Raw genomic sequence first — 20,078 nt, 5'->3', positions numbered from 1 at the left:
CGGTACGTCGTCCGCCTACCATGACACTTTCGCTTCCCGACCGACGCTCATGCCAGCCCGCTCCCTGACACTCGACCATCTCGTGATTGCCGCGCGCACCCTCGACGAAGGCGTGCGCCATGTCGCCGACGCGCTCGGCATCGAACCGGCCGGCGGCGGCCGCCACCCGCTGATGCGGACCCACAATGCGCTGTTCGGCGCATGGGGCGGGCTCTACCTCGAAGTGATCGCGATCGACTCGGATGCGCCCGCGCCGGGCGACGATGCGAAGCCGCCGCGCGCGCGGCTGTTCGGGCTCGACGATCCGGCGATTCAGGCTCGGCTCGCGCAGGGCCCGTTTCTCGCGCACTGGGTCGCCCGCGTCGACCGCCCGCGCCAGCTTGCGCTGTGGCAGCGCCAGTACCCGGCCCGCATCGCGCCCGTCGTCGCGATGCGGCGCGGCGACCTGAGCTGGGGCCTCACGGTGCCCGACGACGGCAGCTTCCCCGCATGGCAAGGCGCGGGCGACGGCCTCGTGCCGTCGCTGATCCAGTGGGACAGCCCGCGCCATCCGGCCGACTCGCTGCCGAACGACGGCGTCGCGCTGAAGGCGCTCAAGGGCGCCCATCCGCGTGCGGATACGGTCCGCGAGCAACTCGACTGGCTCGGCGCCGCGCACCTGCTCGACGTCGAATCCACCGACGGCCCGCCCGCGCTCGTCGCCGAATTCGACACGCCGCAGGGCACGCGCACGCTGCGCTGAGCTCGCTGACGCCCGTTCCATTACACACACCCTGCAAGACGGAGACACCCACGAATGAATTCGCGCGAAACCCGGGGCATGCTGCTCGGCCTCATCGGCGTGATGATCTTCAGCCTGACGCTGCCGATGACGCGGATCGTCGTATCCGAACTCAATCCGCTGCTCAACGGCCTCGGCCGCGCGCTCGCCGCCGCCGTGCCGGCCGGCCTGCTGCTGTGGTGGCGCCGCGAGCCGCTGCCGACCCGCGCGCAACTGAAGAGCCTCGCGATCACGTCGGCCGGCGTGATCACCGCGTATCCGGTGTTCTCCGCCTGGGCGATGAAATCGGTGCCGGCCTCGCACGGCGCGGTGGTCAACGGGTTGCAACCGTTGTTCGTCGCGCTGTACGCGGCGTGGTTGTCGCACGAACGGCCGTCGAAGGCGTTCTGGGCCAGCGCGGTGGCCGGCAGCGCGCTCGTGATCGCGTTCGCGCTGCGCGACGGCGGCGGCACCGTGCAGGCCGGCGACGCGCTGATGCTCGTCGCGGTCGGCATCGGCGCGCTCGGCTATGCGGAAGGCGCGCGCCTCGCGCGCCAGATCGGCGGCTGGCAGGTGATCTGCTGGGCGCTCGTCGTGTCGGCGCCGTTCCTCGTGGTGCCGGTCGGCTGGCTCGCGTGGACGCAGCACGCCGCGCATCCGGGCCCGCTCGCCCTGCGCACGTGGCTCGCGTTCGGGTACGTGACCCTCTTTTCGCAATTCATCGGCTTTTTCGCGTGGTACGCGGGGCTCGCGATGGGCGGCACCGCGCGCGTCGGCCAGGTGCAGCTGCTGCAGATTTTCTTCACGATCGCCTTTTCCGCGCTGCTGTTCGGCGAAACGGTCACGCCGTCCACGTGGCTGTTCGCGACGGCCGTGATCGCGACCGTGGTGCTCGGGCGCCGCTCGGCGGTGGCCACGGCACCGCGCCCCGCTCGCGCCGGCTGATGAGGTGCGCCATAATGGACGTTTTGCCTGATCGGTATTGCCTACCCAGCCGCGAAGGCTTCATCGTGCCCGCACTGCCCACCCGGCGGCGTCGAAGCGATCCGCCCGAACGACCTTTCTTGACTGACCACGATATCCGAACGAGGAGACTATGAATCCGAGCGACCTGCATCCGCCGCACTGGCAGCTTTCCGAACGCGCCCGCAAGCTGACGAGCTCTGCGATCCGCGAGATCCTGAAGGTCACGGAACGCCCCGAGGTCATCTCGTTCGCCGGCGGCCTGCCCGCTCCCGCGACGTTCCCGGCGGAACGCATGCGCGCCGCCGCCGACCGTGTGCTGCGCGACGCGCCGGCCGCCGCGCTCCAGTACAGCGCGACCGAAGGCTACCTGCCGCTGCGCGAGTGGATCGCCGAGCGCTACGGCGTGCGCGTGTCGCAGGTGCTGATCACGACCGGCTCGCAGCAGGCGCTCGACCTGCTCGGCAAGGCGCTGATCGACCCGAACAGCCCGGTCCTCGTCGAAACCCCGACCTACCTCGGCGCGCTGCAGTCGTTCTCGCTGTACGAGCCGCGCTACGTGCAGGTGCCGACCGACGAGCAGGGCCTGCTGCCGGCAGGCCTCACGCCCGAACTCACGCAAGGCGCGCGCCTGCTGTACGCGCAGCCGAACTTCCAGAACCCGACCGGCCGCCGCCTGCCCGTCGAGCGCCGCCGCGCGCTCGCCGCGTTCGCCCAGACGAGCCCGTTCCCGGTGCTGGAGGACGATCCGTACGGCGCGCTGAACTACCAGGGCGAGCCGCTGCCGACGATGCTGTCGATGGCGCCCGACCACGTCGTGCACCTCGGCACGTTCTCGAAGGTGCTCGCGCCGGGCCTGCGGATCGGCTACATCATCGCGCCCGAGGAGCTTCACTTCAAGCTCGTGCAGGCCAAGCAGGCCACCGACCTGCACACGCCGACGCTCACGCAGCGCATCGCGCACGAAGTGATCAAGGACGGCTTCCTCGACGAGCACATCCCGACGATCCGCGAGCTGTACAGCGCGCAGTGCGACGCGATGCTCGGCGCGCTCGCGCGCCACATGCCGGAAGGCGTCACGTGGAACCGCCCCGAAGGCGGGATGTTCATCTGGGTGAACCTGCCCGCGCAGATCGACAGCATGAAGCTGCTCGCCGCGGCCGTCGACAACCATGTCGCCTTCGTGCCGGGCGCGCCGTTCTTCGCGGAGAACGCGCAGCAGAACACGCTGCGCCTCTCGTTCGTGACGGTGCCGCCCGAGAAGATCGAGGAAGGCGTCGCGCGCCTCGGCAAGCTGCTGCGCGAGCGCCTCGGCGAGCGCCTCTGATCCCCTTTTTCCCTGTCACGACTCTCTACGAGGAATCGAACGCATGGCTAACGTCTACGACAAACTGAAGTCGCTCGGCATCGAGCTCCCGACCGCCGGCGCACCGGCCGCCGCCTACGTGATGAGCGCGCAAAGCGGCAACACGGTCTACCTGTCGGGCCACATCGCGAAGAAGGACGGCAAGGTCTGGGCCGGCAAGCTCGGCGCGGATCTGCAAACGGAAGACGGCAAGGCGGCCGCCCGCTCGATCGCGATCGACCTGCTCGCGACGCTGCACGCGCACACCGGCGACCTGAACAAGGTCACGCGCATCGTCAAGCTGATGAGCCTCGTCAACTCGACGCTCGACTTCACCGAACAGCACGTCGTGACGAACGGCGCGTCGGAGCTGATCGCCGAAGTGTTCGGCGACGCGGGCAAGCATGCGCGCTCGGCGTTCGGCGTCGCGCAGATCCCGCTCGGCGCGTGCGTCGAGATCGAACTGATCGCCGAAGTCGCGTAACGCGCGCGTCGCGATGGCCGGCCGTCCGGTTCGCTTCAAGCAGGTCGACGTGTTCACGTCGGCGCCGTTCAAGGGCAATCCGCTCGCCGTGGTGTTCGACGCCGATTCGCTCGGCGACGACACCATGCTCGAGATCGCCCGCTGGACGAACCTGTCGGAAACGACGTTCCTCTGCACGCCGACCGATCCGGAAGCCGACTATCGCGTGCGGATCTTCACGACGGGCGGCGAACTGCCGTTCGCCGGCCACCCGACGCTCGGCACCGCGCACGCGTTCCTCGAAAGCGGCGCGCGGCCGCGCACGCCGGGCCGGCTGATCCAGCAGTGCGGGGTCGGCCGGGTCGCGCTGCGCGAGCAGGCCGGCGGCTGGGCGTTCGCCGCGCCGCCGGCGCGCGTCACGCCGCTCGACCGTTCGGACTACGCGGCACTGGCCGCCGCGCTGCGCAGCGACGCGCTCGACCTCGATGCCGAGCCGTGCGCGGTTGACAACGGCGCGCCATGGCTGGTCGTGCGGCTGAAGTCGGCCGACGCGTGCATCGGCCTGTCGCCCGACCCGGCCGCACTGGCGGCGCTGACCCGCCGCTACGGCGTGGATGGCCTCGCCGCCTATGCACCGCACGCCGAAGGCGGGCCCGCGACGTTCGAGATCCGCTGCCTGATGACGGGCGGCACGTTCGGCACGCCCGGCGAGGATCCCGTCACCGGGAGCGCGAACGCCGCGCTGGCCGGGCTGCTGACGCGGCAGGAACGCCGCCCCGGCCCGTCGTATACGGCCCGCCAGGGCACGGCGATCGGCCGCGACGGCCGCGTCTTCGTCCGCTACGACGAAGACGGCACGACCTGGATCGGCGGCCAAGTCGTCACGGTCGTCGACGGCACGTTCCGTTCCCCCCACTGACATTTCGCGATGTGCGATGGTACGGGCGCGTCCGGCGCCCCGCGCTTTGCCCAACTATCGCAAAAACGTTCCAACCAGTAATATCGGGCCTAATCCGTTGTTTCGGAGGTCTGTCCATGGTTGCGCGTCCCGCGAACGAACAGACGTCGGGACAATCCGAACCATAGCCGGCCATCCAGACGGATGGCGCACGCGAGCAGGACGCCACCCTCTTCGATGAGCTCCGCCCGGTCCAACCACACGCCGCCGAACCGGCCGCTGCGCGCGCCGCGCAAGTCGCGCCGGCGTGCGCTGTTTGCCATCCCGCTGCTCGGGATGCTGGCGCTCGCGCTGCTGTGGGCCGTGATCATCGCGCGCCTGTCCGTTGAAAAGGACAGTGCGTACAAGGAAGCGGCCGCTTCCGCGGCGATCCTGTCGTCCGCGCTCGAGCAGCATACGGTCAAGGCGATCCACCAGGTCGACCAGATCACCCGCTTCGTCAAGTTCGAATTCGAGAAATCGCCGGCGCGCTTCAATCTCGCGAGCGCCGTCGAGAAAGGCGTCGTGCCGAGCGATACGCTGATCCAGGTGTCGCTCGTCAACGCGAAGGGCATCCTGTTCGCGAACACCGCCGAACTCCATCCGCAGCCGATCAACCTGTCCGACCGCGAGCACTTCAAGGTCCACCTCGCGCACAACGACGATCGCCTCTTCATCAGCAAGCCCGTGCTCGGCCGCGTGTCGAGCCACTGGACGCTGCAGATGACGCGGCGCCTGAACAATCCGGACGGCAGCTTCGCCGGCATCGTCGTGGTGTCGGAGGACCCGAGCTACTTCACGAACGATTTCTACAACAACGCGGCCATCGGCAAGGAAGGCGTGATCGCGGTCGTGTCCGACACGGGCGCCGTGCTCGCGCGGCGCACGGGCTCGGTGAACAACGCGCCGGGCGCGTTCTCCGCGTCGGGCGTCTACCCGATCGCGGAGCGCGTGACCGGCACGATCATCGATCCGATCGACGGCGTGACGCGCATCGTGTCGTACCGCCACCTCGACGGCTACCCGCTCGCGGTGATGGTCGGGCTGTCGCAGACGGAAGAGTTCGCGGACTACACCCACACGCGCAACGTTTACCTGCTGATGACGAGCTTCATCACGCTCGCGATGCTCGCGTTCTTCGGCGTCGCGACCGGCCTGATCGGCAAGCTGCTCGGCCGCGAGCGCGAAATGACCCAGCTTGCCGAATACGACCTGCTCACCGGCCTCGCGAACCGCTATGCGACGCTGCGCGGGCTGCGCAACGACGTGTCGATGCCCGCGAGCCTGTCGCGGCTCGGCCTGCTGTTCATCGATCTCGACAACTTCAAGACCGTCAACGACACGCTCGGCCACAACGCCGGCGACATCGTGCTGCAGATGACCGCGTCGCGCCTGGCCGATGCGGTCGGCGACGAAGGCTCGCTCGCGCGCATCGGCGGCGACGAGTTCGTCGTCGTGATGAAGGGCGACGACGTCGAGCGGCGCGCGGTGCGGCTCGCGGAAGCGATCATCCGGATGTTCAGCGAGCCGTTCGACGTACGCGGCAGCTCGTTCGTGCTGCATGCGAGCATCGGCATCGCGCTGCACACCGTCGCGAACGAAAGCGAGATCGACCTGCTGAAAAAGGCCGACCTCGCGATGTACAGCGCGAAGGACGCCGGCAAGAACTGCTACCAGTTCTATGCGCCGCACCTGTCGCATCGCGCCGACCACCTGATGCGCTGGGAACAGCAATTGCGCGTCGCGCTTGCCGAGGGGCAGCTGTTCCTCGCGTACCAGCCGAAGATCGACCTCACGCACCGCACGATCACCGGCTTCGAGGCGCTCGCACGATGGGACCATCCCGAGCACGGCGTGATCTCCGCGAACGAATTCATTTCGATCGCCGAATCGACCGGCCTGATCGTGCCGATCGGCGACTTCGTGATCCGCACCGCATGCGAGCAGATCGCGCGCTGGCGCGACGAGGGCCACGACACGCTGACGCTCGCGGTCAACATCTCGCCCGTGCAGTTCTGGCGCGGCGACCTGATCGAGACGATCTCGCAGGCGCTGCACGACACCGGCATCGACGCGAACCGGCTCGAGATCGAGATCACCGAAACCGCGATGATGGAATATCCGGAACTCGTGTCCGAGAAGATCGTCGCGCTGAAGAAGCTCGGCATCCGGATCGCGCTCGACGATTTCGGCACCGGCTATTCGTCGCTGTCGTACCTGCACCGCTTCTCCGTCGACACGCTGAAGGTCGACCGTTCGTTCGTGCAGGCGATTCCGAACGATCGCAGCGTGTGCGTGATGGTGTCGTCGATCGTGCATCTTGCGCGCTCGCTCGGGCTGACCGTCGTCGTCGAGGGTACGGAGACCGAGGAGCAGATCACGTGGCTGTCCGCACTCGGCGAAATCGAGGCACAGGGCTTCCTGTTCTCGCGCCCGGTGCCGGCCGACGCGATTCCCGCGCTGATCGCACGCTTCGGCGTGCGCGGCGAGCGTCCGAACGTCGTCGTGCAACGCGCGACCGGCAGCACGGGCGGCTGAACACCACACCGCTGCCGCCGCGGCGCGGGTTGCGCGCCGCCGCAATTGTTACGTTTTCCGATCCGATCGTTTAGTTCATTAACTAGCGTTTTCGCGCATGGTAGTGTCACGATGCGCGGCGGACAATCGGGAGGGCCGACGTGTCGGCGGGCCGCCGGCACGGCCCTACGCGAAAGATCCGGCCCTGCGCCAACCACACAATCATGACAACCGTCGAAGTCGAAGCGACCGCGCGTGTCGAAGAGGCACCCGCATCCCTATGGGCCTTGTTCAAGGTCGTCGCCGGCATTTCGGCCGTCTCGTGGGGCGGGCTTTCGATGATGGCGCAACTCGAACGCCACTACGTGGAGCGGCTGCAGCGCATCGAGCCGCACGTCTTCGGCGATCTCGTCGCACTCGCATGGCTCGTACCGGGTCCTGTCGGCTGCAACGTCGCCGTGCAGGTCGGCCAGACGCTGCACGGTCGCGCCGGCGCATGGGTCGCCGGCATCGCGAGCGTGCTGCCGTTCTCGATCCTGATGACGCTGTTCGCAATCTTCTATCAGACGCCGCTCGTGCGCTCGCTCGCCGCGCCGGTGCTGATCAATCACTTCGGGATGGTGCTCGCCGCGCTGATCGGCGTCACGTGGGTCAAGCAGGTGCGCTCGCTCGCGCGCACGCGGTTCGAACAGACGATCGCCGCGCTATCGACGATTCTGCTCGCTTTCGCGCATAGTCCGGCCGCTTTCGTCGGGATTCTGTTCGCCGCGTTTGCAGCGGGCTGGCTGACGGGCCCGTCGCAACGCGACGCGGTCGATTTCACGTTGTCGAAACGCGACCGCGGCCTGCTCGTGCTGCTCGGCGTGCTCGTCGTGCTGTTCGCGGTGCCGCTGCCGGGCGATTACCAGGCGGACCTGCTCTGGCCGCGCCTCGCGGGCGCCGGCATGACGCTGTTCGGCGGCGGCTTCTCCGCGCTGCCGGTGCTCAAGACGCTGTTCGTGTCGCCGGCGACGGGCATCTCCGATCACGACTTCACGCTGGCCTTCGCGCTGTCGCCGGTCGCGCCGGGGCCGCTGCTGAACGTCGTGCCGTTTCTCGGCTACCTGACCGACGGCTGGATCGGTGCGCTGCTCGCCACGGCCGCGCTGTTCATTCCGTCGGGATGCCTCGTCGTATTTGCGCAGAACCACCTGCTCCGGCTCAAGCGCCATTCGCGCTTCGAGCACGGGATGCGCCTGCTGCGCGCGGCGACGACGGGCTTTCTCGTCGTCGCCGTCGTGAAGATCCTGCATCGCGAGCCGGCCGACCCCGTTTACTGGCTGACGGGCGCTTTCGCGACGCTGTGCTTCACGCGCCTCAAGGTGCCCGTCTATGCCGTGTATGGCGCGGTCGCCGTCGCATGCAGCGTGTGGCAGTGGGCCGCGCACTGACGGGCGGCGGCCGTCGCCCTGCCCGGCGCGGCCCGCGTTGCCGCCTCAACCGGCCTGCACGGCGACCCGGCGTGCCATCCAGCGGGCACGCAGCGCGTCGTACGCGAGGTTGAAGCAGAACGTGTAGGGCAGGAAGAACAGCACGATGCCGAGGTCGAGCAGCAGCGCCTCGACGAGGCTCACGTTCAGCCACCACGCGGCAACCGGCACCACCATCGCGACGAGGCCGAGCTCGAACGTCACCGCGTGCGCGATCCGCATGCCGAGCGTGCGCGACAACCCGGCGCGCCGCTCGAAGCGGTCGAACAGCGCGTTGAAGGTCATGTTCCACGCCATCGCGATCAGCGACACCATCACCGTCAGCACGCCGACGTGCGACACCGGCATATCGAGCAGCCACGCGCCGATCGGCGCGCACAGCGCGATCGCCACCAGTTCGAACGTCAGCGCGTGCAGCAGGCGCTCCGTCACCGTTTTGTTGACCTGTTTCATGATGCGCTCCCATGCGTTAGCTGATCCATGCCGGCCATTCTGATCGGCGATACCGTGCCAATCCAGTTTGATATCATCGGTTTTACCGATATAACACTGCCCGGAGCACCGCATGCACCACGCCCCCGAAGCCCTGCTCGCCTTCGTCGAAGCGGCGCTGCTCGGCTCGTTTACGGCCGCCGCACGCAAGCTCGGCAAGCGTCAGTCGACGGTGTCGGAAGCGATCGCGAATCTCGAAATCGATCTCGGCGTGCAGTTGTTCGATCGCTCGACGCGCGCGCCGACGCTGACCGAGGCCGGTCGCGCGCTGCTGCCGCAGGTGCAGCGCGCGCTCGAGGCCAGCGCGGCGATCGATCGCACGGCCGCCCGGCTCGCGCGCGGCGAGGAAGCGCGGCTCACGCTCGTCGTGTCCGATACGTACCAGTCGAAGCGCTACGAGGAAACGTTGATGGCGCTCGAACGGCGCTTTCCGGCGCTCGAACTCGAATGCCAGATCGCCGAGCACGACGACGTGCTCGACCTGATCCAGCAAGGCCGCGCGCAACTCGGGCTGATGGCCGCCCGCGCGGCCTACCCGGCCGATATCGGCGCGGCGACGGTGGCGGAGGAATCGGAGATCGGGCTGTTCGTCGGCCGCACGCATGCGCTCGCCGAATACGGCGACGCCGAAGTGCCGCATGCGGCGCTGCGCGACGTGCGCGAACTGCGCCTCAATACCTACGTGACGACCGAAGGCCGCGGCACCGACGACCGGATCGTCGTCGGCACGCAGCACTGGCTGGCGCCGAGCTACCTGATGCTGCTGGAGATGGCGGTACTGGGGTTCGGCTGGGCGGAGCTGCCGCGCTGGATGGTCGAACACTTCGCGCGCGACCGCCTGTGCGAGCTGCGTGCACGCGGGTGGCCTCGCCGCGTGCGGGTGGACGCGGTCTGGTCGCGCAACCGGCCGCTCGGCCCGGCCGGTTCATGGCTGCTCGATGCGATGCTGGCCGCGTAGCGGTGCGTGCCGTCGGCCCGCGACGAAGGGCAGCGGCCTGACGCCGGCCGGTCAGAAACCGCGCGACAGCACGGCCGCGCCGATCGTGACGACGCCGAGCACGAGGTTCACGACGACGAGCAGGCGCATCGCGTTCACCGCGCGCGCGCCGTCCGGCCAGTTCTGCGCCTGCACCGCACGGCGGATGCGCGGAAACAGCGCGAAGCGGATGTGCCCGAAGATCAGCATCATCACGACGCCGAGCCCAGCCATCGCGTGCAGCGACCACGTCGCATGCGCGCCGCCGAAGCTCATCAGCAGGAAGCCGCCGGACAGCAGGATCACGATCACGGCCCCTGAAACCCAGTTGAAGAAGCGGCCGAAGACGCCCTCGATCAGCGGCAAGCGCAGCTGCGGCGACAAGTCGGACAGCGCCGGGCGCAGGCAGAAGTGTGCGAAGACCATCCCGCCCACCCACACGGCGACGGCCAGCAGATGAAGAAACAGCGCGACGGCAACGGCGTGGGACATGGGGACGATCCTGTGATGAGTGGGGGTGCAGCGAACGGCCGCGTCGCACGCGGCATCAAGCGACGTTCGACCCGCCAGCCGCGCGGCGGTTCAGGCCCTCGGCGCGATTTCACACTATTTTGCAAATTCCGCGTGACAGCGCCACGCTTGCTTACCCGAATCCCTCGCCCAAAAGAAAAAGCCGCACACCCGCCGAAGCGGACGTGCGGCCTGCGACCGCGGCCGAACCGGATGTTCCGGACGAACCGGACGACCGCGCGACGTCAGCCGAGCAGCGGACGCAGCTCGGTGACGACCTTGAGCTTCGTGTCCGGCGCGCGGCCCTTGCGAGCGCGCTTGCCGATGTGCGGCGCGAGCCCCGCGTACGACAGCGTCTCGTCCTGCACCTTGCCGCCGCGGCCCGTGCCGATCAGCACGACGCCGGCCGGATCGATCGCCAGCGCCTGCACGAGCGTTTCCTTGTCGTCGAGCGCCATCAGGATCACGCCGCGCCCGCCGCCGGACAGCGTCTTCATCTCGTCCATCCCGAACACGAGCAGGCGCCCGCCGCTCGACAGGCACGCGACCTGCGTCGCGTTCGGCAGCACCGGCATCGGCGCGAGCGGCACCGCACCCGCATCGATGGTCATGAACGACTTGCCGGCCTTCACGCGGCTCACCATGTCGCCGACCTTCGCGAGGAAGCCGAAGCCGTTGCTCGACGCGAGCAGCAGTTGCTGGTCGGCCGGCGCCGCGTAGTAGTGCATCAGGTGCGAGCCCGATTCGAGCTCGATCAGCGACGTGACCGGCACGCCGTCGCCGCGCCCGCCCGGCAGCACCGCCACGTCGACCGAGTACACGCGGCCGCTGCTGCCCCACGCGATCAGGCGATCCGGCGTGCGGCACTGGAACGCCGCGTACAGGTGATCGCCCGCCTTGAACGTGAAGCCGGCCGGATCGAGCCCGTGGCCCTTCAGCGCGCGCACCCAGCCCTTCTGCGACACGACGACAGTCACCGGCTCGTCGACCACCTTCGCCTCGAACGTCGCGCGCTTTTCCTGCTGGATCAGCGTGCGGCGATCGTCGCCGTACTGCTTCGCATCGGCCTCGATCTCCTTGATCATCAGCCGCTTCATCGCGCTTTCGTTCGCGAGCAGTTCCTCGAGCTTCGCCTTCTCGTCGCGCAGCCCTTCGAGTTCCTTCTCGATCTTGATCTTCTCGAGCCGCGCGAGCTGGCGCAACCGGATTTCGAGGATATCCTCGGCCTGCCGCTCGCTGAGGCCGAACGCACTCATCAGCGCGGCCTTCGGCTCGTCCGACTCGCGGATGATGCGGATCACCTCGTCGATGTTCAGGAAGACGATCATCCGCCCTTCGAGGATGTGGATGCGATCGTCGACCTTCGCGAGACGATGGCGGCAACGGCGCGTCATCGTCAGTTGGCGGAACTTCACCCATTCGTCGAGGATCGTCAGCAGGCCCTTCTGGCCCGGCCGGCCGTCGGCGCCGATCATCACGAGGTTCAGCGTCGCGTTCGATTCGAGGCTCGTGTACGCGAGCAGCGTGTTCACGAATTCCGTCTGGTCGATCGTGCGCGACTTCGGCTCGAACACGAGCCGCACCGCCGCTTCCTTGCCCGACTCGTCGCGCACCGCGTCGAGCAGGTCGAGCATCGCCTTCTTCGTGTTCAGCTGCTCGGGCGTCAGCGTCTTCTTGCCGAGCTTGAGCTTCGGATTGGTCAACTCCTCGATTTCCTCGAGCACCTTCTGGCCCGACGTGTTCGGCGGCAGCTCGGTCACGACGAGCTGCCACTGGCCGCGCGCGAGATCCTCGATCTTCCACTTCGCACGCACCTTCAGGCTGCCGCGGCCCGTTTCGTACGCCGCCGAGATTTCGGTGTCGCTCGAGATGATCTGGCCGCCGCCGGGGAAATCCGGGCCGGGAATCAGGTTCATCAGCTCCGCGTGCGTAAGCTTCGGATTGCGGATCAGCGCGACCGCCGCGGCCGCGACTTCGCGCAGGTTGTGCGACGGGATTTCGGTGGCGAGGCCGACCGCGATGCCCGATGCGCCGTTCAGCAGCACGAACGGCATGCGGCTCGGCAGCGTCTTCGGCTCCTCGAACGAACCGTCGTAGTTCGGCATGAAGTCGACCGTACCCTGGTCGATTTCGTCGAGCAGCAGCTTCGAGATCGGCGTGAGCCGCGCTTCGGTGTAACGCATCGCCGCCGCGCCGTCGCCGTCGCGCGAGCCGAAGTTGCCCTGCCCGTCGATCAGCGGATAGCGCAGCGAGAAATCCTGCGCGAGCCGCACGAGCGCGTCGTACGCCGACTGGTCGCCGTGCGGGTGGTATTTACCGAGCACGTCGCCGACCACGCGCGCCGACTTCACCGGCTTCGCGTCGGGCCCCAGGCCCATTTCGTTCATCGCGAACAGGATCCGGCGCTGCACCGGCTTCTGGCCGTCGCACACGTCGGGCAGCGCGCGGCTTTTCACGACGCTGACCGCGTAGCTGAGATATGCCTGCTCCGCGTAGTTGCCGAGCGTCAGCGCGTCGCTCTCGGGCGCGTCGGGGCTGGCGAAGAGATCGGAAGTATTGTCGTCCATCTGAATTCCGTATTCGTAAGTGGCGTGAGGCCGGGCCGGGCGTCACGCCCGGCCGCGCGGAAGCGGCGGTGCAGTGTTCGATGTCAAGCGGTGCTGATGCGCCAGCGGATGCGCGTTCGTGGCAAGAAGCAAACCGCAGCGGATGCCAGACGCATCGCGAGGATTTGCGACGCCGCCACGGGCGCGAAGCTGCCGCGCATCAGTGCCGATTGGCGTCGAACACTGCACTAAATGTCCGCTTCGACTTCGTTGCCCTTTTCCTCGAGCCAGCCGCGCCGCGCGGCTGCCTCGCCCTTGCCCATCAGCATCGTCATCCGCGCGACGGTCGCCTCGTAGTCGAGCTCGCCGAGCTTCACCGGCATCAGGCGGCGCGTGTCGGGATTCATCGTCGTGTCCCACAGCTGCTCGGCGCTCATTTCCCCGAGCCCCTTGAAGCGGCTGATGCTCCACTGCGTGTCGCGCACGCCGTCCTTGCGCAGCTTGTCGAGGATCGCTTCGAGCTCGCCGTCGTCGAGCGCATAGAGCTTCTGCGCGGGCTTCTTGCCGCGCGCGGGCGCATCGACGCGAAACAGCGGCGGGCGCGCGACGTACACGTGGCCGCGCTCGATCAGTTGCGGGAAATGCTTGAAGAACAGCGTGAGCAGCAGCACCTGGATGTGCGAGCCGTCGACGTCCGCGTCCGACAGGATGCAGATCTTGCCGTAGCGCAGGTTCGACAGGTCGACGGTGTCGTCCGGGCTGTGCGGATCGACGCCGATCGCGACCGAGATGTCGTGCACCTCGTTGTTCGCGAACAGGCGGTCGCGCTCGGTTTCCCACGTGTTCAGCACCTTGCCGCGCAGCGGCAGGATCGCCTGGTATTCCTTGTCGCGGCCCATTTTCGCGGAGCCGCCCGCCGAGTCGCCCTCGACGAGAAACAGTTCGTTGCGCGCGATATCTTCCGTCTCGCAATCGGTCAGCTTGCCGGGCAGCACCGCGACGCCCGAGCTCTTGCGCTTCTCGACCTTCTGGCCCGCGCGCGTGCGCGCCTGCGCCTGCTTGATCACGAGTTCGGCGAGCTTCTTGCCGTGCTCGACGTGCTGGTTCAACCACAGTTCGAGCGCCGGACGCGAGAACGACGACACGAGCTTCACCGCGTCGCGGCTGTTCAGCCGCTCCTTGATCTGCCCCTGGAACTGCGGATCGAGCACCTTCGCCGACAGCACGAACGACACGCGCGCGAACACGTCTTCCGCGAGCAGCTTCACGCCCTTCGGCTGCAGGTTGTGCAGTTCGACGAAGCTCTTCACCGCCTGGTACAGGCCGTCGCGCAGCCCCGACTCGTGCGTGCCGCCGGCCGGCGTCGGGATCAGGTTCACGTACGACTCGCGCACGAGCGAGCCTTCCTCGCTCCATGCGACGACCCACGACGCGCCCTCGCCCTCGGCGAAGGTTTCGTCGGTCGAACGCGAGTCGGCGAAGCGCTCGCCTTCGAACAGCGGGATCAGCAGCTCGCTGCCGTTCATTTCGTCGAGCAGGTAGCCGCGCAGGCCGTCTTCATACTTCCAGGTCTGGCGCTCGCCCGTCTTTTCGTTGACGAGCACGACCTCGACGCCCGGCAGCAGCACGGCCTTCGAGCGCAGCAGGCGCTGCAGCTCGCCGAGCGGCAGGTTCGGCGAATCGAAGTACTTCGGATTCGGCCACACCTGCACGCGCGTGCCGGATTTCTTCTCGCCGCGGCCCGCCGCCTGCGTGGCGAGCGGCTTCACGACGTCGCCGTCGGCGAAGCCGAGCTCGGCGATCTTGCCGTCGCGCCAGACCGTCACGTCCAGACGCGTCGCGAGGGCGTTCGTCACCGACACGCCGACGCCGTGCAAGCCGCCCGAGAACGTATAGGCGCCGCCCGCGGCCTTGTCGAACTTGCCGCCCGCGTGCAGGCGCGTGAACACGATCTCGACGACCGGCACGCCTTCTTCGGGATGCATGCCGAACGGGATGCCGCGGCCGTCGTCCTCGACCGAGACCGACTGGTCCGCATGCAGCGTGACCGTGATCTGCTTGCCGTAGCCGCCGAGCGCCTCGTCGGACGCGTTGTCGATGACTTCCTGGATGATGTGCAGCGGATTCTCGGTACGGGTGTACATGCCGGGCCGCTGCTTGACCGGCTCGAGACCCTTGAGCACCTTGATCGATGCTTCGCTATAGGCCGCGCTGGGTTTCTTCGTTGACATAGGCGCTGAATTTCGTCATTCATCGGGACGTTGTCCACACCTCGTGTGGATAACGTCGTGGACAAAACGTTGAGTTCCGTAAAAAAGCGAATCGAAACAACGGTGTGCTTGGACTGCTCCGAAAGCGGGCGCGCGGCGTGCGCGGCGCGACCCTGGACGCGCGGTATTTTACTGGTTCCGCGTGGCGCGCCAATCTCGGGATCGGCGCGCGCCGTGCGCGTCACGCCGGCTTGCGCTTCGCCTCGAGCGTTTCCCACCGTTCGAGCGCGGCGAGCAATTCGTCGTCGATCGCCGCGAACCGCTCGGTCAGGCGCGTGCCTTCCTGCGGATCCTTCGCGAAAATCGCGCCGTCCTCGAGCTGCGCATTGATCGTCTTCTGCTCCGCTTCGAGCGCGGCGATCTTCTCCGGCAGCGAATCGAGTTCGCGCTGCTCGTTGAACGACAGCTTCACCGTGCGCTGCGCGTTGCGGCCGGCCGCGCTCTTCGCCGGTTCGTCCTTCGCGGGCGCCGCTTCCTTGACCGCGCGCTTCGCCGCTTCCTGCTGCGCGAGCTGCTCCGAGCGCTCGCTCTGGATCTGCCAGTCGGTGAAGCCGCCGACGTATTCGCGCCACTTGCCGTCGCCCTCCGCCGCGATCACCGAGGTCACGACGTTGTCGAGGAACGCGCGATCGTGGCTGACCAGCAGCACCGTGCCGTCGTAGTCGGCCAGCAGCTCTTCGAGCAGTTCGAGCGTCGGGATGTCGAGGTCGTTGGTCGGTTCGTCGAGCACCAGTACGTTGGCCGGACGCGCGAACAGGCGCGCGAGCAGCAGCCGGTTGCGCTCGCCGCCCGACAGCGACTTCACCGGCGAACGCGCGCGTTCCGGCGCGAACAGGAAATCGCCGAGATAGCTCATCACGTGCTTGCGCACGCCGCCGATCTCGACCCATTCGCTGCCGGGGCTGATCGTATCGGCCAGGCTCTTTTCCTGGTCGAGCTGCGCGCGCATCTGGTCGAAATACGCGACCTGCAGGTTCGTGCCGGTGCGCACCGTGCCTTCGTCGGGCTTCAGCTCGCCGAGGATCAACTTCAGCAGCGTGGTCTTGCCGGCGCCGTTCGGGCCGACGAAGCCGATCTTGTCGCCGCGCATCACCGTCGTCGAGAAGCGGTCGACCACCGTGCGGCCGCCGTAGCGCTTCGTCACGTCGGTCAGCTCCGCGACGATCTTGCCGGACTTCTCGCCCTGCGCGACGTCGAGCTTCACGTTGCCCTGCGCATTGCGGCGCTCCGCGCGCTCGTTGCGCATCTGCACGAGCCGCGCGATGCGCCCGACGCTGCGCGTACGGCGCGCTTCGACGCCCTTGCGGATCCACACTTCTTCCTGCGCGAGCAGCTTGTCGAACTTCTCGTTTTCCACGCGCTCGACTTCGAGCTGCTGCGCCTTGCGCGTCTGGTATGCCGAGAAATTGCCCGGATACGACAGCAGCCGGCCGCGATCGAGCTCGACGATGCGCGTCGCGACGCGATCGAGAAACGCGCGATCGTGGGTAATGAACAGCAGGCCCGCGCGCTGCGCGACGAGCAACTCCTCGAGCCAGCGGATGCCGTCGAAATCGAGGTGGTTGGTCGGTTCGTCGAGCAGTAGCACGTCCGGCTGCAGCACCAGCGCACGCGCCAGCGCGACGCGCTTCTGCATCCCGCCCGACAGCGCGTCGACGCTGGCGTCGCCGTCCTGCAGGCCGATCTGCGCGAGCGTCATCGACACGCGCGTGCGCCAGTTCCATGCGTCGTGCGCGTCAAGCGACGACTGCAGCGCGTTCATCCGCGCGAGCAGCGCATCGTGCTCGGCGCCTTCCGGTATCTCCGCGAGGCGGTGCGCGATCGAATCGTATTCTTCGAGCAGTTCGCGCGTATGCGCGAGCCCCGACGCGACCGCGTCGAACACCGTCGCGCCCGGCTCGAACTCGGGCTCCTGCGGCACGTAGACGGTCACGAGCTCCTGCTGGCGCGTGATCAGCCCGTCGTCGGGCTTGGCAAGACCGGCGACGATTTTCAGCAGCGACGACTTGCCCGCGCCGTTACGGCCGATCAGGCCGACCCGCTCGCCGGCTTCCAGCGAGAAATCCGCGTGATCGAGCAACGCGACGTGACCGAACGCGAGCTGCGCGCCGGTAATGGAATAGAGCGACATGGGGAAACGGCGAAGAGAGAAATCGGAAGCGCCCATTGTACCGGGCGCGGAGGCTGGCATCGGCTCGGCTGGATGGACGAGCGCCGCGGGGCGCGCTTGAAGCGTGTCGGCGCGGTGCCGTGAGCAAGGCGCGGCCGGCTTCCGGTGCGGAGGCGGGCCGCGGTTTGCATGCCCGCGGAAACGGGCGAATGCCGGCCGGATGCCCGCGGCCGGCCGATCGGCGGACCCCGCGCGCGGCGCCGTGGGCGCCAGCGCGGAATCCGCGGTTATTTCACGTTGACCGTGATCGTCGAGCTCAATTCGGGACCGTAGGAACGGTGCGCGCCGTCACCGAGCTGGAGCGTCAGCGTGTGCTGGCCGGGCGGCAGCTTTACGTCGGTTTCGGTCTGGGCCTTGCCGAAATGCAGCGAATGGTCGGTCGCCGGAATCACGTCGCCCTTCGGCACCGGCTTGCCGTCGATCAGCAGGTGATGATGACCGGTATCCGGCGTCATGTCGCCGGCCGGCTTGAGCGCCATGCCTTCGAGACCGAACTTCACGTGCACGGGGCTCGACACCGTCGCGCCGTCCTTCGGCTCGACGAAGAACACACGCGCTTCGGCGCGCGCGAGCGTCGATACGGCCATCGCCGCGACACAGACTGCACCCGCGATCCACTTTCTGTTGAGCATCGTTTCCTCCTTCAGATTGACAGGCCCACGAAGCATACACCGCATGCCCGGCCGACGCGATGGCGCCGGTTGTTCGCGATGCGTACGTTTAAAACGACGTTACGCTGGCGTTCGGCGAAATTCCGGTACCATTGCGCGTTTCGTCCGCTGGCGAGGGCTGCGGACGGCATCGCCGAATTCCATTATCCCGAGCGCAACATGAGTGAAGTAACCGAATACCAGAGCTGGGTCTGCCTGATTTGCGGGTGGGTCTATAACGAAGCGGAAGGGCTGCCCGACGAAGGCATCCCGGCCGGCACGCGTTTCGCCGACATTCCCGCCGACTGGCGCTGCCCGCTGTGCGACGTGGGCAAGGAAGATTTCGTCGTCGTCGATTTCTGATTTTCTGCCTCGATCGCGGGTAATCTCGCGTTATGCGCGTCGCGGGTGCATTCCGCCCCGCCGACGCGCCGCGCGTTTGCTATACTCTGCGCGCTGTCCACTCCGCCGTCCGGTTCGCGTTTTTCGCGCGATTGTCCGGACTTGGCTCTCCCCGTAGTTCAATGGATAGAACAAGCGCCTCCTAAGCGCTAGATACAGGTTCGATTCCTGTCGGGGGGACCAGTCATGCCCCAAACCTCCCCCAAGATTCACAAGAAATCCCCCGCTCAAGCCCGTCTGGCGGCGCTCTAGCTCCTATCGTTACCCAAGGTTGCTCAGTGACAGCCAGCGAAAGTGTTGGCATTTTTGTTGGTATCAGCAGATACCAACAACACAGATACCAACAATGCCTCTCACTGACATACAGGTGCGCAACGCGAAGGCCGGCGCGGCACCATACAAACTGACGGACGGCAACGGGATGTTCTTGCTCGTCCAACCGAACGGCGCGAAGTACTGGCGCTTGTCCTACCGCTTCCTTGGGAAGCAGAAGACGCTCGCCCTCGGCGTCTATCCGGCCGTGACGCTTGCGACGGCACGGAAGAAGCGCGACGAGGCCCGCGAGCAGATCGCGGCCGGCATCGATCCGGGCGAGGCGAAGAAGGACGCAAGACGGGCCGCCGAGATCGCGGCGGCCAACTCGTTCGAAGCGGTAGCCCGCGAGTGGTTCGACTCTCAGCGTATGGGCTGGAGCGACGGCTACGCGGAGAAGGTGCTGAATTCGCTTGAGGTCGACGTGTTCCCGAAGATCGGCCCTCGCCCGATCGCGGAGATCGATTCGCCGCAGATGCTCAGCATCGTTCGCGAGGTCGAGGCGCGCGGAGTGCGCGAGACAGCGAAGCGGATTCTCCAGCGCTCTCGCGCGGTCTTCCAGTATGGGATCATGACGGGACGATGCTCCAGGAACCCGGCGGCCGACATCGATGCGCAGACGGTCTTGAAGAAAGGTCCCGGCGTGCAGCACATGGCCCGCGTCAAGGCGACAGAGATTCCGCAACTCATGCGCGACATTGACGCCTACCAAGGCGACCTTGTTACCCGGCTCGCGCTCCGCTTGATGGCTCTGACCTTCGTGCGGACAACGGAAATGATCCGTGCAGAGTGGTCAGAGTTTGACGAGCCCGCAGCGGAATGGCGCATTCCGCCTGAACGCATGAAGATGCGCGACCCGCACATCGTGCCCCTATCGCGGCAGGCGCTCGACGTGCTCGCCCAGCTTCGCGCGCTCAATGGCCAGCATCGATTCGTGTTCTACAGCGTGCAAGGCCGGAGCCACATTTCGAACAACACGATGCTCTATGCGCTCTATCGCATGGGCTACAAGTCGCGGATGACGGGGCACGGCTTTCGAGGGTTGGCGGCTACGGCTCTGCGTGAACTTGGCTTCGGCCGGGACGTTGTAGAGCGCCAAATGGCACACGCCGAGCGCAATCAGGTGACAGCCGCGTATGTCCACGCTGAATACCTGCCGGAACGTCGGCGAATGATGCAGGCATGGGGCGATCACCTCGACCGCCTCACGACGGGGGCGGAGGTCCTGCACATCGCATCAGCCCAATAGCGGAACGGGGCCGCCCACATCACTTCGCGCACGCCTTTCCTTCAACA

Annotated in this window: 16 protein-coding genes and 1 tRNA gene; 11 read left to right on the top strand and 6 right to left on the bottom strand. The window is 67.3% G+C overall.

All coding sequences use genetic code 11. The annotated features are described in order from the left end of the window. The first annotated feature begins 49 nt into the window (after positions 1–49). From LGM42_RS11980 to LGM42_RS11950, 7 genes are all read left to right on the top strand, one after another. Positions 50–742, top strand: a complete 693-nt coding sequence (locus tag LGM42_RS11980; protein WP_226232292.1) for a VOC family protein — start codon at positions 50–52, stop codon at positions 740–742. A gap of 54 nt (positions 743–796) precedes the next feature. Beyond that, positions 797–1,705: a DMT family transporter gene (locus LGM42_RS11975; RefSeq protein ID WP_226232291.1), complete on the top strand. Its 909-nt coding sequence runs from the start codon at positions 797–799 to the stop codon at positions 1,703–1,705. Between the two features lie 151 nt (positions 1,706–1,856). Further along, the gene (locus tag LGM42_RS11970) at positions 1,857–3,050 is read left to right on the top strand and encodes a PLP-dependent aminotransferase family protein (RefSeq protein ID WP_226232290.1); all 1,194 of its coding nucleotides are present in this window, start codon (positions 1,857–1,859) and stop codon (positions 3,048–3,050) included. Positions 3,051–3,093: 43 nt separating this feature from the next. After that, positions 3,094–3,552 (top strand): RidA family protein, encoded by a 459-nt coding sequence (locus tag LGM42_RS11965; protein WP_006478174.1) that lies wholly within the window; start codon positions 3,094–3,096, stop codon positions 3,550–3,552. Positions 3,553–3,565: 13 nt separating this feature from the next. Beyond that, on the top strand, positions 3,566–4,450 hold the full coding sequence (locus LGM42_RS11960) for a PhzF family phenazine biosynthesis protein (protein WP_059583750.1): 885 nt from the start codon (positions 3,566–3,568) through the stop codon (positions 4,448–4,450). A 216-nt stretch (positions 4,451–4,666) separates the two neighbouring features. After that, positions 4,667–7,006 carry an EAL domain-containing protein gene (locus LGM42_RS11955; RefSeq protein ID WP_124659339.1) on the top strand — a complete coding sequence of 780 codons (2,340 nt, stop codon included), beginning with the start codon at positions 4,667–4,669 and terminating at the stop codon, positions 7,004–7,006. A gap of 203 nt (positions 7,007–7,209) precedes the next feature. Next, positions 7,210–8,415: a chromate transporter gene (locus tag LGM42_RS11950; protein ID WP_226232289.1), complete on the top strand. Its 1,206-nt coding sequence runs from the start codon at positions 7,210–7,212 to the stop codon at positions 8,413–8,415. A gap of 45 nt (positions 8,416–8,460) precedes the next feature. Here the strand turns inward: LGM42_RS11950 and LGM42_RS11945 are convergent, their stop codons facing one another. Further along, positions 8,461–8,907, bottom strand: a complete 447-nt coding sequence (locus LGM42_RS11945) for a multidrug/biocide efflux PACE transporter (RefSeq protein WP_226232288.1) — start codon at positions 8,905–8,907, stop codon at positions 8,461–8,463. Between the two features lie 112 nt (positions 8,908–9,019). Between LGM42_RS11945 and LGM42_RS11940 the strand changes: the two genes are divergently transcribed. Continuing rightward, positions 9,020–9,904, top strand: coding sequence for a LysR family transcriptional regulator (locus LGM42_RS11940; RefSeq protein ID WP_059583754.1), 885 nt, complete (start codon positions 9,020–9,022; stop codon positions 9,902–9,904). A 51-nt stretch (positions 9,905–9,955) separates the two neighbouring features. Here LGM42_RS11940 and LGM42_RS11935 read toward each other — a convergent pair whose 3' ends face one another. From LGM42_RS11935 to LGM42_RS11915, 5 genes are all read right to left on the bottom strand, one after another. Continuing rightward, the gene (locus LGM42_RS11935; protein ID WP_059583755.1) at positions 9,956–10,414 is read right to left on the bottom strand and encodes a CopD family protein; all 459 of its coding nucleotides are present in this window, start codon (positions 10,412–10,414) and stop codon (positions 9,956–9,958) included. Between the two features lie 263 nt (positions 10,415–10,677). Further along, entirely contained in the window at positions 10,678–12,999 is a 2,322-nt protein-coding gene (gene parC, locus LGM42_RS11930; RefSeq protein ID WP_059583757.1) for a DNA topoisomerase IV subunit A, read from the bottom strand. A gap of 227 nt (positions 13,000–13,226) precedes the next feature. Then, positions 13,227–15,209: a DNA topoisomerase IV subunit B gene (parE, locus tag LGM42_RS11925; RefSeq protein ID WP_059583758.1), complete on the bottom strand. Its 1,983-nt coding sequence runs from the start codon at positions 15,207–15,209 to the stop codon at positions 13,227–13,229. A 220-nt stretch (positions 15,210–15,429) separates the two neighbouring features. Continuing rightward, on the bottom strand, positions 15,430–17,415 hold the full coding sequence (locus LGM42_RS11920; protein WP_179231736.1) for an ATP-binding cassette domain-containing protein: 1,986 nt from the start codon (positions 17,413–17,415) through the stop codon (positions 15,430–15,432). A gap of 230 nt (positions 17,416–17,645) precedes the next feature. Further along, positions 17,646–18,050, bottom strand: coding sequence for a DUF4399 domain-containing protein (locus tag LGM42_RS11915; RefSeq protein ID WP_059583762.1), 405 nt, complete (start codon positions 18,048–18,050; stop codon positions 17,646–17,648). A 198-nt stretch (positions 18,051–18,248) separates the two neighbouring features. Between LGM42_RS11915 and LGM42_RS11910 the strand changes: the two genes are divergently transcribed. The 3 genes from LGM42_RS11910 (at position 18,249) to LGM42_RS11900 (ending at position 20,031) form a co-directional block, all read left to right on the top strand. Continuing rightward, positions 18,249–18,431: a rubredoxin gene (locus LGM42_RS11910; protein WP_006478164.1), complete on the top strand. Its 183-nt coding sequence runs from the start codon at positions 18,249–18,251 to the stop codon at positions 18,429–18,431. Positions 18,432–18,578: 147 nt separating this feature from the next. Continuing rightward, a tRNA-Arg gene (locus LGM42_RS11905) sits at positions 18,579–18,653 on the top strand. 163 nt (positions 18,654–18,816) lie between these two features. Beyond that, the gene (locus tag LGM42_RS11900) at positions 18,817–20,031 is read left to right on the top strand and encodes a tyrosine-type recombinase/integrase (RefSeq protein WP_226232287.1); all 1,215 of its coding nucleotides are present in this window, start codon (positions 18,817–18,819) and stop codon (positions 20,029–20,031) included. The last annotated feature ends 47 nt before the right edge of the window (positions 20,032–20,078 follow it).

Origin of the sequence: Burkholderia sp. AU39826 (genome assembly GCF_020419965.1) — a bacterium.
GTDB lineage: Bacteria > Pseudomonadota > Gammaproteobacteria > Burkholderiales > Burkholderiaceae > Burkholderia > Burkholderia semiarida.
The sequence above is the reverse complement of the archived record's forward strand: the minus strand, read 5'-3'. Positions and strand labels throughout refer to the sequence as shown.